15 protein-coding genes are annotated in these 16,566 nt (G+C 64.8%); 10 read left to right on the plus strand and 5 right to left on the minus strand.

The features are described 5' to 3' along the window. Positions 1 to 160 precede the first annotated feature (160 nt). Both Q7I88_RS10020 and Q7I88_RS10025 read left to right on the plus strand, forming a co-directional pair. A complete protein-coding gene (locus Q7I88_RS10020) occupies positions 161 to 985 on the plus strand; it encodes a glycine/sarcosine N-methyltransferase (RefSeq protein WP_439648387.1) in 825 nt (274 codons plus the stop codon). After that, positions 975 to 1,802: an SAM-dependent methyltransferase gene (locus Q7I88_RS10025; RefSeq protein ID WP_305095777.1), complete on the plus strand. Its 828-nt coding sequence runs from the start codon at positions 975 to 977 to the stop codon at positions 1,800 to 1,802. The genes Q7I88_RS10020 and Q7I88_RS10025 overlap by 11 nt, the downstream gene beginning before the upstream one ends. On the opposite strand, the gene Q7I88_RS10030 is transcribed toward Q7I88_RS10025, so the two are convergent. Next, on the minus strand, positions 1,799 to 2,707 hold the full coding sequence (locus Q7I88_RS10030) for an NAD(P)/FAD-dependent oxidoreductase (RefSeq protein WP_305095778.1): 909 nt from the start codon (positions 2,705 to 2,707) through the stop codon (positions 1,799 to 1,801). The genes Q7I88_RS10025 and Q7I88_RS10030 overlap by 4 nt on opposite strands. A 40-nt stretch (positions 2,708 to 2,747) precedes the next feature. On the opposite strand from Q7I88_RS10030, the gene trmD reads away from it, so the two are divergent. The 5 genes from trmD (at position 2,748) to Q7I88_RS10055 (ending at position 8,543) form a co-directional block, all read left to right on the plus strand. Then, the gene (gene trmD, locus Q7I88_RS10035; protein ID WP_305095779.1) at positions 2,748 to 3,494 is read left to right on the plus strand and encodes a tRNA (guanosine(37)-N1)-methyltransferase TrmD; all 747 of its coding nucleotides are present in this window, start codon (positions 2,748 to 2,750) and stop codon (positions 3,492 to 3,494) included. Further along, complete coding sequence (rplS, locus tag Q7I88_RS10040; protein WP_305095780.1) at positions 3,491 to 3,859, plus strand: 50S ribosomal protein L19; 369 nt, start codon at positions 3,491 to 3,493, stop codon at positions 3,857 to 3,859. The genes trmD and rplS overlap by 4 nt, the downstream gene beginning before the upstream one ends. Positions 3,860 to 3,946: 87 nt before the next feature. Then, positions 3,947 to 6,199, plus strand: coding sequence for a S9 family peptidase (locus tag Q7I88_RS10045; RefSeq protein ID WP_439648335.1), 2,253 nt, complete (start codon positions 3,947 to 3,949; stop codon positions 6,197 to 6,199). A gap of 9 nt (positions 6,200 to 6,208) precedes the next feature. After that, a complete protein-coding gene (locus Q7I88_RS10050) occupies positions 6,209 to 7,420 on the plus strand; it encodes an APC family permease (protein WP_305095782.1) in 1,212 nt (403 codons plus the stop codon). A 97-nt stretch (positions 7,421 to 7,517) separates the two neighbouring features. Continuing rightward, positions 7,518 to 8,543, plus strand: a complete 1,026-nt coding sequence (locus tag Q7I88_RS10055) for an aspartate-semialdehyde dehydrogenase (RefSeq protein ID WP_305095783.1) — start codon at positions 7,518 to 7,520, stop codon at positions 8,541 to 8,543. Between the two features lie 37 nt (positions 8,544 to 8,580). Here the strand turns inward: Q7I88_RS10055 and Q7I88_RS10060 are convergent, their stop codons facing one another. Continuing rightward, positions 8,581 to 10,185, minus strand: a complete 1,605-nt coding sequence (locus tag Q7I88_RS10060; RefSeq protein ID WP_305095784.1) for a DHA2 family efflux MFS transporter permease subunit — start codon at positions 10,183 to 10,185, stop codon at positions 8,581 to 8,583. A 3-nt stretch (positions 10,186 to 10,188) separates the two neighbouring features. Next, positions 10,189 to 11,247: an HlyD family secretion protein gene (locus Q7I88_RS10065; RefSeq protein ID WP_305095785.1), complete on the minus strand. Its 1,059-nt coding sequence runs from the start codon at positions 11,245 to 11,247 to the stop codon at positions 10,189 to 10,191. Positions 11,248 to 11,370: 123 nt separating this feature from the next. On the opposite strand from Q7I88_RS10065, the gene Q7I88_RS10070 reads away from it, so the two are divergent. The 3 genes from Q7I88_RS10070 (at position 11,371) to Q7I88_RS10080 (ending at position 14,498) form a co-directional block, all read left to right on the plus strand. Beyond that, complete coding sequence (locus tag Q7I88_RS10070; RefSeq protein ID WP_305095786.1) at positions 11,371 to 11,823, plus strand: GFA family protein; 453 nt, start codon at positions 11,371 to 11,373, stop codon at positions 11,821 to 11,823. After that, complete coding sequence (locus Q7I88_RS10075) at positions 11,820 to 12,575, plus strand: alpha/beta fold hydrolase (RefSeq protein ID WP_439648336.1); 756 nt, start codon at positions 11,820 to 11,822, stop codon at positions 12,573 to 12,575. Before Q7I88_RS10070 ends, Q7I88_RS10075 begins: the two co-directional genes overlap by 4 nt. A gap of 66 nt (positions 12,576 to 12,641) precedes the next feature. Continuing rightward, positions 12,642 to 14,498 (plus strand): M2 family metallopeptidase, encoded by a 1,857-nt coding sequence (locus Q7I88_RS10080; protein WP_305095787.1) that lies wholly within the window; start codon positions 12,642 to 12,644, stop codon positions 14,496 to 14,498. A gap of 69 nt (positions 14,499 to 14,567) precedes the next feature. Here the strand turns inward: Q7I88_RS10080 and Q7I88_RS10085 are convergent, their stop codons facing one another. Together Q7I88_RS10085 and Q7I88_RS10090 are read right to left on the minus strand one after the other, a co-directional pair. Beyond that, complete coding sequence (locus tag Q7I88_RS10085; RefSeq protein WP_439648337.1) at positions 14,568 to 14,975, minus strand: PilZ domain-containing protein; 408 nt, start codon at positions 14,973 to 14,975, stop codon at positions 14,568 to 14,570. Between the two features lie 62 nt (positions 14,976 to 15,037). Then, positions 15,038 to 16,474 (minus strand): AMP nucleosidase, encoded by a 1,437-nt coding sequence (locus tag Q7I88_RS10090; protein ID WP_305095789.1) that lies wholly within the window; start codon positions 16,472 to 16,474, stop codon positions 15,038 to 15,040. Between the last annotated feature and the right edge of the window lie 92 nt (positions 16,475 to 16,566).

Below are 16,566 nucleotides of genomic sequence, written 5' to 3' on the forward strand. Positions count from 1 at the left end.
TCGAAATTTACGATCCCCCTGAAATTCCGTTGATTTTGTCCGATGGTTGAAACCCGGGAGGCGACCTGTTCTAATGTACGCCATCCACAAGCCCCCGCGATCCGGGCCGCGCAACGCGGCTGCGGTTTGCGCGAGCTGCGCCAGGGAAGGGAGAAGTCCGATCGTTTCAGGATCGAGAACGAGATTCGCCCCCAAATCCAAACAGGAATACGGCCCCGACCCGAACGCGGTCAGGGAGACCGACAAGTACCAGGAGGAGTATGTCCGCGGCTTCGTGCAGAAGTGGGACGACCTGATCGACTGGGACGCGCGCGCTCGTAGCGAGGGGCGCTTCTTCATCGATGTGCTCAAGGCGCGCGGCAAGACCTCGGTGCTCGACGTGGCCACCGGCACCGGGTTTCATTCGATTCAGCTGCTCAAGGCCGGCTTCGACGTGACCTCTGCAGACGGCTCGGCCGAAATGCTGGCGATGGCGTTCAGGAACGCGTCCGATCGCGACCTCGTGCTCAAGACCGTCCACGCAGACTGGCGCTGGCTCAACAAGGACGTGCACGGCAAGTTCGACGCCATCATCTGTCTCGGCAACAGTTTCACGCACCTGCACGAAGAAGCCGACCGGCGGCGTGCCCTGGCCGAATTCTACGCCGCGCTGAAGCACGACGGGATCCTGATCCTCGACCAGCGAAACTACGATACCATTCTCGATGACGGGTTCAGCACGAAGCACAAGTTCTACTATTGCGGCGACCAAGTGACCGCCGAGCCGGAATACGTCGACGAGAGCCTGGCACGCTTCAAGTACAGCTTTCCCGACGGCAGCGAGTACCACCTTAACATGTGCCCGATCCGCAAGGACTACATCCGCGGCTTGCTGCGCGACGTCGGGTTCCAGCAGATCCACACCTACGGCGATTTCCAGGAAGAGGGCGAGGAGACCGATCCGGACTTCTTCATCCACATCGCGGAGAAGAGCTATGCCGACTGAGGCCGACACCGCGACAGCGCGGGACTATTACGACAGCGCCGAAGCCGACGAGTTCTATTCCAAGATCTGGGGCGGCGAGGACATCCACATCGGCATCTACGAAGAGACGGGGGACATCCGCGAGGCGAGCAAAGAGACGGTCGACCGCATGGCCGACTTGGTTGGCGACCTGGCGGGCAAGCGCGTGCTCGACATCGGAGCCGGATATGGCGGCGGCGCGCGGCGCCTGGTCAGCCGGCACGGCGCCGGGCACGTGACATGTCTCAACATTTCCTCGGTCGAGAACGCGCGCAACCGCCAGCTTACCGCGGAAGCCGGGCTGTCCGCTCGGATCGAGGTGATCGATGGATCGTTCGACGATCTGCCATTCGGCGACGGCGCTTTCGAAGTGGTCTGGAGCCAGGATGCGATCCTCCACGCGCCGGACCGCACAGCGGTGCTCGACGAGGTCGCTCGGGTCATCGAGCCGGGCGGGCTTTTCGTGTTCACCGATCCGATGCAGGCGGACGATCTCGACGACACCAGCCAGCTGCAGCCGATTTACGACCGGATCCACCTGCCGGACCTCGCCTCGTTCGGCTTCTACCGCGAGAAACTGGTCGCGCGCGGATTCGAGCCAGTCGCTGTCGAGGATCTGAGCCGGCAGCTGCGCAACCACTACTTCAGGGTCCAGCAGGAACTCGACGCCCGTCGCGGCGAACTGGCGGCGAGCGATGCCTTCGTGGACCGCATGATTGCCGGCCTCGAACATTGGGTTGCCGGCGCCGACGAGGGGCGGCTGGCCTGGGGGATCATGCTCTATCGCAAGCTGGGCTAGCGGCGAAGCGGACGTTCGGCCGCGAGGTGGTTGCGAATCGTCGTGGCGGCAACGCCGGCCTGGCCCATGGCGTGGCTGATCTGATCGAGGCCGATGACGACGTCCCCCGCGGCAAACAGGCCCGCAACGGTCGTTTCGAGATGGTCGTCGACCACCACGCAGCCGTCGTCGGTCGTTTCGGCTCCGGCGAGCGCCGCCAGGCCTGAGCGAACCGTGGAGCCGAGCGCGGGATAGACGCTGTCGAAAGCCAGGCGGCCGCTCGCGGTGTCGAAGGCGAGGCGTTTGCCCTCGATTTTCCAGCCGCCGCAAGGACCGGCAACCTGGGCGATCCCGGCTTCGTCGAGTTCGGCTCGGCACGCTGGGTCGAGCTCGTGCGCGTCCTCGGGCGAAACCAGCGTGATATCGGCGGTGAAGCCGCGCAGGAACAGGGCCTCCGCCGTACCGTGCTGGCCGGTGCCGATGACCGCCACGCGCTTGTCGGTCACTTCGTAGCCGTCGCAGACCGGACAATACCGCAGCATTCCGGCGCCGAGCGCCGCGTCGTGGACTGCATCGGGAAGGCTCCCGGGCCGCTTGTTGACCACTCCGGTGGCGAGCAGGACGGTGCGCGCGGTATAAGTGCCGCTGTCGGTGCCGACGGTGAAACGATCGCCGGTCCGAAAGAGGTGTTCGACCTTCTTTTCTTCGCGGATCGCCCCGTACTTGCGCGCCTGCGCATACATCCGGCCGAGCAATTCCTTGCCGGAAATACCGTCGGGATAGCCGGCATGGTTGTGGGTGCAGGGAATCAGGCTGGCCCGGCTCGTTCCGCAATCGAACAGCCGGATCGAGAGGTGGTAGCGCGCGAGGTAGATCGCCGCGGTCAGCCCGGCGGGTCCGGCGCCGATGATTATGCAATCGTCCATTGACTTGCGTTCGCCGCCTTTCCCGTCGCATGGGCGGCGCATGACCTTCGCCGCCACCGTCTTAACGCTCTATCCCGAGATGTTTCCCGGGCCGCTGGGTATTTCCCTGGCCGGACGTGCGCTGGCCGAAGGCGTCTGGAGCTGTCAGCCGGTGCAGATCCGCGACTTCGCCACCGACAAGCACCGCACGGTCGACGATACGCCGGCCGGGGGCGGGGCGGGGATGGTGCTCAAGGTCGACGTGCTGGCCGCGGCGATCGACCATGCGCGCAGCATGCAGCCGCTCTCGCCGGTCCTGGCGATGACCCCGCGCGGCACACCGCTATCGCAGGCCCGCGTGCGTGAGCTGGCGGCGGGGCCGGGGGTGACGATCCTGTGCGGCCGCTTCGAGGGATTCGACGAAAGGATCTTCGCCGCGCGCGATGTCGAGGAGGTCTCGCTGGGCGACATCGTGCTGTCGGGCGGAGAACCCGCCGCGATCGCCCTTCTGGACGCTTGCATTCGCCTGCTTCCCGGCGTAATGGGCGCGCCTTCAAGCGGGGCCGAGGAATCCTTCGAGGAAGGGTTGCTCGAGTATCCGCACTATACCCGACCTGTCGAATGGGAAGGGCGCACGATCCCTGAAGTGCTGCGATCGGGGGATCATGCGAAGATCGCGGCATGGCGTAAAGCCAGCGCCGAGAACGATACACGGTTACGCAGGCCGGACCTTTGGGAGCGCCATATCGGCGTTCGGGACCGACCTGCCTCTGGCGCGCGGCGTGAAACGAAGGACCAGGGCAAATGAACCTGATTCAGCAGCTCGAGGCGGAAGCCATCGAATCGCTCGGGAAGGATATTCCCGAATTCCGCGCCGGCGACACGCTGCGCGTTGGCGTGCGCGTCGTCGAAGGCGAACGCACCCGTGTCCAGAACTTCGAAGGCGTGTGCATCGCCCGTTCGAACCGGGGCATCAACAGCAATTTCACCGTCCGCAAGATGAGTTTCGGCGAGGGCGTCGAGCGCGTTTTCCCGCTCTACTCGCCGAACGTCGAGAGCATCACCGTGGTCCGCCGCGGCGTGGTGCGCCGGGCGAAGCTCTATTACCTGCGCGGCCGCACCGGCAAGCGCGCCCGCATCGCCGAGCGCCGCGAGGTGCAGAAGGAAAGCTGAGGCTTTTCTTCAGGCGGTTTCAGTCGTAACGAAAAGGGGCGCTCCGATCGGGGCGCCCTTTTTTGTTTTGGAGTCGCTTTCCACCCTATGATCCCTTTTCGCCGCCGCCTTCTTGCGGCTTCGCTTGCGTTGACAATCCTTCCGGCTAACGCCTTCGGACAGGAGAACCAGCAGACCATGACAACCGCTCAGCCGGGCGGGCTGACGCTCGAACGCGTCTTCGCCAGTCCCTCGCTCAACGGGCAGACGCCGCGCCTTGCCCGACTGTCGCCCGACGGGCGCTACCTGACCGTGCTGCGCAACCGCGCCGACGACAAGGAGCGTTACGACTTGTGGGCTTTCGACCGCGAGAGCGGCGATTGGAGCATGCTGGTCGATTCAGCGAAGCTGGGCAGCGGCCGCGAGTTGTCCGAAGCCGAGAAGATGCAGCGCGAGCGCGCCCGGATCGGCTCGCTCAAGGGCATCGTCAGCTATTCGTGGAATGCCGACGGGCAGAGCCTGCTGGTCCCGCTCGACGGCGACCTCTACCTCGTGAACGTCGACGGGACGGTCACACGCCTGGCGGGCGGCATGCCGGGCGCGCTCAATCCGGCGCTGAGCCCGAAAGGCAGCTACCTTTCGTTCGTCCACGACAATCGGCTCTACGTCGGCAAGCTTGCCGGCGAAGCGCAGGCGATCACTCCCGACGAGGGCGAACTGGTGCACTGGGGCGAGGCGGAATTCGTCGCGCAGGAGGAAATGGACCGCAAGACGGGCTACTGGTGGTCGCCCGACGAGGCGCGCATCGCGGTCGAGCGGTTCGACGAGTCTCCCGTCGGCGTCGTCACCCGCGCGGCGATCGGCGCGAGCGGCACGCGCACGTTCGACCAGCGCTATCCGGCGGCGGGAACGCCCAACGTCGATGTCGCGCTTTATGTGATCAGCCCCGGCAGCGGCGAGCGCGTGAAGGTCGACCTCGGCGACAACCCCGACATCTATCTTGCGCGGGTCGACTGGGCGCCTGACGGCCGGACGCTCTACGTCCAGCGCATCGATCGCAAGCAGGAGCGGCTCGACATGCTCGAAGTCGATCCGGCTACCGGGCATAGCAGGGTGATGTTCACCGAACATGCCGCCAAGGGCCACTGGATCAACCTGACCGATGCGTACAAATTCCTCGCCGACGGCAGCCTGATCTGGCGCTCGGAGCGCAGCGGCTTCGGCCACCTGTACCGCTTCGCCGACGGCAAGTGGACTCAGCTGACCCACGGCGATTGGGTGGTCAGCGACCTCGACGGCGTGGACGAGAAGGCGGGAACGCTATTCTTCACCGCCACCAAGGACGATGTCCTCGCCAAGCAGATCTATTCGCTCGATTACCTGCACGGCGGCGAGCCGAAGCGGCTCACCGACATCGACTTCGCCAATTCGGCGACGATGGACAAGAACGGCCGGTCGCTGCTGGTGACGCGGTCGAACGGCCGTCAGCCGCCGCAGACCTACCTGGCCGATTCCGCGGGGAAGCGGGTCGCCTGGGTCGAACAGAACGCGCTCGATGCCAATCATCCCTATACCCCCTTTCTAGCCAGCCACCGCGCCGCCGAATTCGGCACGATCACCGGGCCCAGCGGCGAAACGCTGCACTGGAAGATGATCAGGCTCGCGATGCAGCCGGGCAAGCGCTATCCGGTATTCTTTTCGCACTACGGCGGGCCACATTCGCAGCAGGTCACGCGCGCCTGGGGCGGGGCGCTCGAACAATCGATCGTCGACGCAGGCTATATCTGGTTCGAGATCGACAACCGGGGTTCCTCGAACCGCGGAGTGGATTTCGAGAAGGCGATCTACCACGCAATGGGCTCGGTCGAGGTCGAGGACCAGAAGGCCGGGGCTGAGTTTCTCAAGACGCTGCCGTTCGTCGATCCGAAGAAGATCGCCATCTTCGGCTGGTCCTACGGCGGCTACATGACGCTGAAGCAGCTGGAGGCCGATCCGGGGCTCTACGCCGCCGGCGTTGCGGTCGCGCCGGTTACGAAGTGGGAACTCTACGATACGTTCTACACCGAGCGGTACATGGGCGACCCGCGAACCGATCCGGACGCCTATCGCCGCTCGAACACGCTCGACGAAGCCGCCAAGATCGCCGATCCGCTGCTGCTGATCCACGGCATGAGCGACGACAACGTGGTGTTCGAAAACAGCTCCGAAATGATTGCTAAGCTGCAAGGCGAAGGCGTGCCGTTCGAGATGATGCTCTATCCCGGATACACCCACTCGATCGGCGGGCCGGTCATCAGTCCGCACCTTTACGGAACGATACTGCGTTTCCTCGCCAGCCACGGAGTGACACCGCCCGAATGATACCCGCCCATGCCTGCTGAGCTGCGGCGCGACCAGAACGCGACGCCGCATCGTGCCCTAGGGCCCGGCGGCGCGTGGGCGATGGCCGTAGGGGGGATGATCGGCGGCGGGATCTTCTCGACGCTCGGGGTGGTGATCTCGGTTGCCGGGCACTGGGCCTGGGCCAGCTTCCTGCTCGGGGGCATCGTCGCGCTGGCTTCCGGGCACTCCTATTCGGCGTTGACCCGGCAGATAAACCAGTCGGGCGGCTCATACGCCTATTTGCGCGAGATGGGTTGGACCACCGCCGCGCGGTTGGCGGTGTGGGTCCTGGTCGCGGGCTACACGCTGACGGTGTCCGTCTATGCGGTGACCTTCGGGGCCTATGCCGCATTCGTGTTCGGCGCTCCGCACTGGGTCGCGCTGCTTGCGGGGATCGCCGCCATCGTCGGGCTCGCGGGCATTAACCTGCTCGGCGCGGCCGAGGCTACTGTGCTCGAGAAAATCGCGGTCTGGGGCAAGCTCGTCATTCTCCTCTGCCTGGCGGGCTTCGGCCTGTGGCACTGGGCGCCCGAGCGGCTGGCGCTCGACGCCGGGATGCCGATCGGGTTCCACGATGCGTTGATTGGCATGGGCGTGGTGTTCATGGCCTACGAAGGCTTCCAACTGCTCAGCTACGACTACGAGGAAATGCGCGACGCCCCGCGCACCATCGCCGTTGCCATGCCGACTGCGATCATTGTCACCACGGTGACCTACATCCTTGTGGCACTCGGGGCGGGTATGCTCGCCGGAGCGAGTGCCATCGTCGAGAACAAGGAAGTCGCACTGGCCATTGCCGGACGCGACGCGCTCGGGGCCGTCGGCTTCATCGCCGTATCGATTGCCGCGACCTTCTCGGCCGGCTCGGCGATCAACGCCACCGTCTTTGCCACCGCCCGCTTGGCCGAGCAGGCGGCGCAGGACGGCGAAATGCCGGCGCTCTTTGCCCGCCGCGACAAGCGCAACGTGCCGTGGTTCGGGACGATCGTCATATCGGCGGCGGCGATCGTTCTCGTGCTTGTCGGCGGAATCGAGCAGCTCGTCGAGGGCGGCAGCTTGGTGTTCCTGCTGGTGTTTTCGCTGGTCAACGTGCTGGCGATCCTGCGTAAAGCCGGCAAGCGGTGGATCGCGCTGGTCGGCCTGGTCGGCTCTGGCAGCGCAGCGATCCTGCTGGTGCTGCACCTCGCCGGGGTCGCCTGAGGCGAAGCCTCACTTGCACGATGCCATGCAATTGTGCATTGCAGCGCGCCCGTCCGGGGGTAGGCCGGGCGGTCGATTGGATTGAGCGGAGTGCGTGATGGGTTACCGGGTAGCTGTTGTCGGTGCGACGGGGAATGTCGGGCGTGAAATGCTCGCCGTTCTTGCCGAGCGGGAATTCCCCCTCGACGAGGTGACCGCGGTCGCCAGTTCGCGTTCGACCGGCTCGGAGATCGAGTTCGGCGACACCGGCAAGATGCTCAAGTGCAAGAACATCGAGCACTTCGATTTCGCCGGCTACGACATCGCGCTGTTCGCGGCCGGCTCCGGCCCGGCAAAGGAATACGCCCCCAAGGCGGCTGCTGCCGGCTGCGTGGTCATCGACAATTCGTCGCTGTACCGCATGGAGCCCGACGTGCCGCTGATCGTGCCCGAAGTGAATCCGGACGCCATCGACGGCTACAAGAAGCGCATGATCATCGCCAATCCCAACTGCTCGACCGCGCAGATGGTGGTGGCGCTCAAGCCGCTGCACGACCTGGCGACGATCAAGCGGGTGATCGTTTCGACCTACCAGTCGGTCTCGGGCGCGGGCAAGCAGGGCATGGACGAGCTGTTCGAACAGAGCCGGGCGATCTTCGTCGGCGACCGGGTCGAACCGCGCAAGTTCACCAAGCAGATCGCCTTCAACGTCATCCCGCACATCGACGTGTTCATGGACGACGGCTCGACCAAGGAAGAGTGGAAGATGGTGGTCGAGACCAAGAAGATCCTCGACCCCAAGATCAAGGTCAACGCCACCTGCGTGCGCGTGCCGGTGTTCGTCGGCCACTCGGAATCGATCAACATCGAGTTCGAAAAGGATATCTCCGCGTCCGAAGCTATGGACGTCCTGCGCGAGGCGCCGGGCCTTATGCTCGTCGATAAGCGAGAAGACGGCGGATATATCACTCCAATCGAGTGCGTCGGCGACGGCGCCACCTACATCAGCCGCGTGCGCGAGGATCCGACGGTCGACAACGGGCTCACCCTATGGTGCGTCTCGGACAACCTGCGCAAGGGCGCGGCGCTCAACGCGGTGCAGATCGCGGAGTTGCTCGGCCGCCGGCACCTGCAGAAGGGCTGAGCGCGCCCCGTCTATCTTCGGAAGTGCCGCCGGTGCTCTAATCCAGGACCACCGGCGCCGCCTCTCCGCCGGGCGATTTGCGCCGCCGGGCGGGCTTGTTCATGAACAGGACCAGCGGGATCGAGGCGACGCAAATCCACATCATGAACCAGAAGTCGTTCAGATAGCCGATCATGGCCGCCTGCCGATTGATCTCGGCATCAAGCATGGCGAAAGCCGCGTCGCCGACCGTCTGATACTGGTCCATCTTGGAGATGTCGAACGCCGAGCTCGTGCCGGTGGTGATGTGGCTGGCGAGGTCGGCATGGCTCGTCTGCAGGCTCCGGGTCAGCATGACGGTGGTCAGCGAAATGCCGATCGAAGAGCCGATCGAGCGCGTCAGGTTGAGCAGGCTCGACCCGTCGGTGCGAAAGCGAGGCTGCAGCGTGGCAAAGGCGACTGTCTGCAGCGGAATGAAGATGAAGCCGATGCCGAGGCCCTGGATTACGCCCGTCCACCAGATGTGGTTGTAGTCCACGCCGAGGGACCAATGGATCATCTGCCATAGCGATACGGCGACGATCGCGAAGCCCGAGGCGACGAGAATGCGCGCATCGAGGCCGCGCCTGACCAGTAGTCCCGCCAGTTGCATCGATATCAGGACGCCCACGCCGCGCGGCATCAGGGCGAGGCCTGTATCGATGACTCCGTAGCCGAGCAGGCGCTGCATGAGCGGAGGCAGAAGGGCCATGACCGCGAACATCACCAGGCCGACGATCAGCATGAAGATGACCGAGACCACGAAATTGCGGTCCTGGAACAGCTCGCGTTCGAACAGCGGCTCCTTCGCGGTCGTGAAGTGAACCGCCGTCAGCCAGAGGCCCGAGACGGACATTACAAGATAGGCCCAGATTTCCTTGGACGCGAACCAGTCCTGTTGCTGGCCCCGGTCGAGCATGAGCTGAAGGGAGGCGAGTCCCAGCGCGATGTAGCCGAAGCCCGCCAGGTCGAACCTTCGCTTGCGCAGGGGACGATGAGGCAGGGTGGCGAGCAGGATCACCAGCGCCAGAACGCCGACCGGCAGGTTGACGTAGAAGACGAAACGCCAGTTGAAGTTTTCGGTCAGCCAGCCGCCCAGGACGGGGCCCGCGATCGGCCCGATCATGACCCCGAGGCCCCAGAGCGCCATCATTTGCGGGTGTTTGCTCGGCTTGGTGGCATCGAGCATGAAGCTCTGGCTCAAGGGCGCGATGAACGCGCCGGCGACGCCCTGGATGGCCCGGAAGATCACCATCTCGGTAAGGTTCACTGCGGTGCCGCAGGCCATCGAGGCCAGGATGAATCCCGCGGTCGACATGATGAACAAGCGGCGAGCGCCTATCCGGTCGGCCAGCCAGCCGGTGATCGGCGTCGCCACGGCTGCGGCAATGATGTAGCTCGTCAGGACCCAGGTCACGCTGTCGGCCGTGGCGCCGAGGGCGGATTGCATGTGCGGTATCGCGACGTTGGCAATCGTCGTGTCGAGCACCTGCAGCAAACTGGCGCCCATCACGCCGACGATCATCAGGTTGGGGTTGATCGAGGGGAGGGACGCCACGTCCTCCAGCGGGGTACCGGGGGCAGCAGGCGAGCCTTCACCGCGCGCTGGAGCCGCGGTCGCCACGGCTTACTTTTCTCCGCTGGTGTAAACGGTCACGTGAGTGGACAGGCCGGCGAGAAGTGGCCGCGGGCTTTTCTCGTCGACGGCAATACGCACTGGGACGCGCTGGGTGACCTTGACCCAGTTGCCGCTCGCATTCTGTGCCGGGAGGACGGAGAATTCGGACCCCGTGCCGGCCCCGATCGAGGCGACGTGACCCTTTAGCTCGAGGCCCGGATAAGCGTCGAACTTGAGCTTGGCGGGTTGGCCCACACGCATTTCGTCGAGATCGGTTTCCTTGAAGTTGGCCTCGACATAAGTGCTGCCATCCTGAACAATGGTCAGCACAGGCAAGTTGGGCAGCAACTGGTTGCCGACCTGCAGGCGATCGGCCTCGGCCACGCGGCCGGAAGCAGGCGCGCGAACCTCGGTCCGCTGCAGCGCCAACTCGGCGGACGCCTTCTGGGCCTTGGCGGCGGCAATCTGCGGGTTTTCGCCGGGAACCGCGGATCCTTCTGCCAGCTGGGCTTTGGCGGCAGCCTGCCGGGCTTGCGCCTGCCGGAGCTCCTCGCGCGCCTGCTCGACCGCGTGCTGGGCTGCATCGTAGTCGGCTTTCGTCGTGAAGCCTTTTTCCATCAGTTGCTTCTGCCGCGCGAAGCGCGATTGGGCGAAGGCGATGTCTTCGCGCGCGGCCGCGATGTCGGCGCCGGAGAGGTCGGCAGAGTTGGACAGTGCGGTGACGTTGGCCTGCGCATTGGCAATCGCCGCATTGGCTTGCTGAACCTGCAGCTCGTAGGTCGAGGGATCGATGCGGAACAGAAGGTCACCCGCGTTCACGTGGTGGTTTTCCGCCGTGTTCACCTCGACGATCTTGCCACCGACTTCGGCACTGACCGAGACCATGTTCTGCTGGATGTAGGCATTGTCTGTAGAGACCTTCCCCTGCATGCCCTGCCAGTAGATGACCGCGCCGATGACCAGCAGCAGCGGAACGGAAATCATCAGCGCAAGGCGCCCCCAACGGCGCTTCTCGGCCGGAGGTGCTTCGGTTTCGGTTTCGACGATGCTGGGATCGGCTTCAGCCATGGGTTTCCAAGTGCAACTCTTATCGGGCAGATAGGGCGCGGAGGCGAATTAGACAATCGTTCGGCCCACTTGTCCTCCGTTCGGGCCCCGTGGCATACCGCTTCTGTCAGGTGGAGCAAGGCGATGATGACTGAAACAGGCAGAAAGTCGGGCGGTTGCCAGTGCGGCACGGTCCGTTACTCGGTCGATCTCGCCGATGCCGAAGCCTACCTGTGCCATTGCCGGATGTGTCAGCGCGCGACCGGCGGCTTCGCCGCCAGCTTCGTGCAGATTCCCGGCGGTGAGATTGAGTGGCACGCCGAGCCGACATGGTACGCGAGTTCGCCGATTGCCAAGCGGGCCTTTTGCCCTGCCTGCGGGACGCCGCTTGGCTTCAAGTTCAACAATCGGACCGGTCTCGACATAACCCTGGGCAGCCTTGACGAGCCGTACGGTCTCGACCCGGTGGCGCACGCCGGGGCCGAGAGTCTCCACGAAAGCTGGATCGACACCTCGGCGCTCCCGCGCCACCGGAGCGACGAGACTCCCAGCGTCGTCCAGGCATGGCAGGAAGCCGGTCTCGAGGTGCCCGGGTGAGTTCTGCCGACTACGAGACGTTCGCGAGTTTCGACGGCACCGAACTGGCCATCCACCGCATGGGCAGCGGCCGCCCGGTTCTCTTGCTGCACGGCTTGTTTTCCAATGCCCGGACCAACTGGATCCGTTTCGGTCACGCCCAGCGACTGGCCGACGCGGGATTCGAAGCCATCATGCCCGACCTGCGCGCGCACGGACATAGCGCCCGGCCCCACGATCCGGCGGCCTATCCGCCCGATGTGCTGGTGCGCGATGCGAAGGCGCTGGTGGCGCATCTCGAGCTCGACGATTTCGACCTCGGCGGCTTCTCGCTCGGCGCCCGGACGGCGGTGCGCTGCGTGCTGACCGGGATGGCGCCGCGCAAGCTGGTGCTGGCGGGGATGGGGCTTGAAGGTCTCGCCGGATGGAACCGACGCTCGGCTTTCTTCATCGATGCAATCGACCGCTTCGACGAAGTGAAGAATGGCGATCCCGCGTTCATGGCCGTCGCCTTCATGAAGACGCAGAAAATCGATCGGGTGGCGGCTCGGCTGCTGCTGCAGGCGGTGGACGACACAGTCGCAAGCGAACTGGCGGACGTGAAGGTCCCCACACTGGTGGTGTGCGGAGACAAGGATCGCGACAACGGATCTCCGATGAAGCTGGTCGAAGCTCTGCCCGATGCAGCGTTCGCCGAAATTCCAGGCACGCACATGAGTTCGGTTACCGAAGAGGCGCTGTCGGAGGAGATGGTGCGCTTCCTCGCGGCTTGAATTGTGCCCCGAACTTGGGCAAACCGGTTCCAACAGAAACCGGAAATTTGGCTGAGGCTCGCACTCATGACATTCAAGACTCTCGCCGCGCCGCTGGCGCTGGCCGCTTCGCTTTGTGCCTATACCTCGGCCCAGGCCCAACAGGCGCCCGAGGCTTCATCGAACGTCGATGAGGCCAATTATCCGCTGACGCCGCAAGGTGCCGCCGCTTTCGTCGCCGCGGCGGAGAAGGACCTGTTCGATTGGTCCGTCGAAGCGAACCAGGTCAACTGGGTCAACTACACCTACATTACCCAGGACACCGACGCGATGGCGGCGCGGATCAACGCGGTGGGGACCGAAAAGCAGGTGCATTATGCCAATGAGGCGGCGAAGTTTGCCGACGTCCAGGGCCTGGATCCCGACGTCAGGCGCAAGCTCGACAAGCTTCGCCTGTCGATCCTCCAGCCCGCGCCGAGCGTTCCCGGAGCAGCCGACGAACTAAGCAAGCTCGGCACGAAGATGAGCAGCGAATACGGCAAGGGTCAGGCCATGCTCGATGGCAAGCCGATCTCCGGCGTCGACGCCGAGGCGGAAATGGGCAAGCCGCACACCCCCGAAGAATACAAGGAAATGTGGTCGAGCTGGCACGACAGCGTCGGCGCACCGATGAAGGACGACTATACGCAGTTCGCGAAGATCATGAACGAAGGCGCGCAGGAACTCGGCTATGCCGATACCGGAGCGCTGTGGCGGTCGGGATACGACATGAGCCCGGACGAGTTCGCCGCCATGACCGAGAAGATATGGCAGGACGTGAAGCCGCTTTACCTGGCGCTGCACACCTACGTCCGCAGCAAGCTCAACGAGAAATACGGCGACGAGGTGCAGCCGGCCAAGGGACCGATCCGCGCCGACTTGCTCGGCAACATGTGGGCACAGGAATGGGGCAACATCTACCCGATCGTGGCCCCGAAGGGAGCCGGCGACATCGGTTACGAGGTCGGCGACCTGCTGAAGGAGAACGGCAAGGGGCCGCTCGACATGGTCCACTACGGCGAGAACTTCTACAAGTCCCTAGGCCTCGCTCCGCTGCCGGAGACGTTCTGGGACCGCTCGATGTTCGTCAAGCCGGCCGACCGCGAGGTCATCTGCCACGCCAGCGCCTGGGACGTGGACAACATCGACGATGTGCGCATCAAGATGTGCATCAAGGTCAACTCGGACGACTTCACCACGATTCACCACGAGCTGGGCCACAACTTCTACCAGCGGGCCTACAACAAGCAGCCCTACCTCTACATGGAGGGGGCGAACGACGGCTTCCACGAGGCGATCGGCGACTTCATCGCGCTGTCGATAACCCCGCAGTACCTCGTCGACATCGGCCTGCTCGACAAGTCGCAGGTGCCCGGGCCCGAAAAGGACATCGGCCTCCTGCTTCGCCAGGCGCTCGACAAGGTGGCCTTCCTGCCGTTCGGCCTGCTGGTCGACAAGTGGCGCTGGGGCGTGTTCGACGGGTCGATCACGCCCGATCACTACAACGACGCCTGGGTCGGCCTGAAGCGGGAATACCAGGGCATCACCCCGCCGGTCGAGCGACCGGCCGACGCCTTCGATCCCGGCGCCAAGTATCACATCCCGGGCAATACGCCTTACATGCGCTATTTCCTCGCCCGCGTGCTGCAGTTCCAGTTCTACAAGGCGGCGTGCGACCAGGCCGGCTGGAAGGGCCCGCTTCACCGCTGCAGCTTTTACGGCAACAAGCAGGTCGGCGAAAACCTGAACAAGATGATGGCGATGGGCGCGAGCAAGCCCTGGCCGGACGCGCTCGAGGCTTTCACCGGAACGCGCGAGATCAGCGGCAAGGCGATGGTCGAGTACTTCGCTCCGCTGAAGAAGTGGCTCGACGAACAGAACAGGGGCAAACCGCAGGGCTGGTGAGCTTCTCCGGCGCCTTGCCGCGATTGGCTGGCGCCGGAGGTTATCCGGTCGTGCCCGGTGGGCGCGCTTTCAGGAAGGCTCGCCGTCCTCATTCCGCGCCGCGATGCGGAAACGGTTGCGCCGCGTTCCCAGCGGAATGTTGTGCAAGGCGGCCGGCGGCTCGCTCCGGCGCGTCTCCTCGACCGCTTCGCTCACCGCGCCGACGGGGATCGGCTTGTCGAAGGCGACGCCGCAGGCATCGTGTTTCGACCAGATGACCCGGCAGAAGACTTCCCGGTCGTCCCATTCCAGAAGGCAGGAGACCATCGGCCCCGGCACCTTCTCCGCCTCGAAACGCGCGCCGCCGGTCGAGATGTCGAAAATCTCACCGGGGATAACCGCATAGGACGTGCGCATGGTCGCGGGGCGCCTGACCTCTTCCCGCTCGACCGTCCTTCGATCGGCTCGAGGGACAGCGGGAGAGGGATGGGTGGCCATGCGGCTACAGTCCGCCGGTGGCGGTTACTTTCCGGTAAACACAGGCCCTTGCGGCAGCCTCTTCAGCGAAACGGAGGCTCGTTGAAGGCCCGCAGCTTGCGGCTGTGCAACCGGGGACCTTCGGCGCGCAGCCGCTCGCAGGCGCGGATGCCGATCTGCAGGTGTGCAGCAATCGCCTCCTCGTAGAACTTGTTGGCCTGCCCCGGCAGCTTGATCTCGCCGTGTAGCGGCTTGTCCGACACGCACAGCAGGGTGCCGTAAGGCACGCGAAAGCGAAAACCTTGCGCGGCGACGGTTGCGCTTTCCATCTCGATGGCGACCGCCCGGCTTTGCGACAGGCGGCGCGCGGTCAGGGTGTAGCGCAGTTCCCAGTTTCGGTCGTCAGTGGTGACGACGGTGCCGGTGCGGACGCGCTGTTTGATGTCGGCACCGTGCGTGCCGCTGACTTCCTCCGCCGCTCCGTAGAGCGCCTGCTGGACCTCGGCGATGGCGGGCAGCGGAATTTCCGGCGGCAGCATGTCGTCGAGCACGTGATCGTCGCGAAGATAGGCATGCGCGAGCACGAAATCGCCGATCTTCTGGCTGGGCCGCAGGCCCCCGCAGTGGCCGATCATTAGCCAGGCTTCGGGGCGGAGCACCGCGAGGTGATCGGTGATGGTCTTGGCATTCGACGGACCGACGCCGATATTGACCAGAGTGATCCCGAGGCCATCGGCGGCCTTGAGGTGGTAGGCCGGCATCTGGTGGCTCCGCCACGTCGTCTCGTTGAGCTGCGCGCGGGCGTTGGCGGTCTTTCCGGTCAGCGAAAGACCGCCGGCTCCGGTCAGCGCGGTATAGGTCCCGTCGCCGATCTGTTCACCCGCCCAGTCGACGAATTCGTCGATATAGCGGTGGTAATTGGTAAGCAGGACGAAGCGTTGGAAATCGCGCGGCGCGGAGCCTGTGTAATGGGCCAGGCGAGCGAGGCTGAAGTCGGTGCGCAGGGCATCGAACAGGCTCAGCGGCAGCGGTTCGCCTGGGCGGCGCTCCAGGATCGAATCCGCCAGCTCGTCGCCGATGAGAGCGAGCTCGGTGGTCGGAAAATGCCGGGCCAGTTCGTTCGGACTGATCCCCACCATTTCGGCGCCGTGCTGCCCGTCGAGGACGTAGGGGAAGGGAATCTCCTGGCCCGACCGCCCGATCTCGATCTCGACATCGAAATCCTCGATGAGCAGGTCGAGCTGTTCGGTCAGGTAGCCTTCGAACTGGTCGGGGCGAGTGATCGTGGTGACGTATGTGCCCGGTTCATGCAGACGGCCGAACGAGCGCGTCCGCTCGCCGACCGGGGAGCCGCCGAAATAGCGCAATCTGAGCTCGGGATAGCAATAGCTCCCGTCGCTGCGGCGGGATTCGGGCGGCGCGGTGCCGTCCCTGACATAGGCGGCGATGTCGGAGCGCAGCCGCTCGACGGCGGCATCGTAGATGGCCGCAAGTTCGGTGATGACAGTCCTGGAATCCATGACCGCCGTTAGCGCCCGTTCTGTGACAATTCAACGTGCGGGGGCGCCGCGGACCGCTGTGCCGGCGACGAAAAGGGCGCGATCCTTGCGGA

The organism is Croceibacterium aestuarii, from assembly GCF_030657335.1.
Lineage (GTDB): Bacteria > Pseudomonadota > Alphaproteobacteria > Sphingomonadales > Sphingomonadaceae > Croceibacterium_B > Croceibacterium_B aestuarii.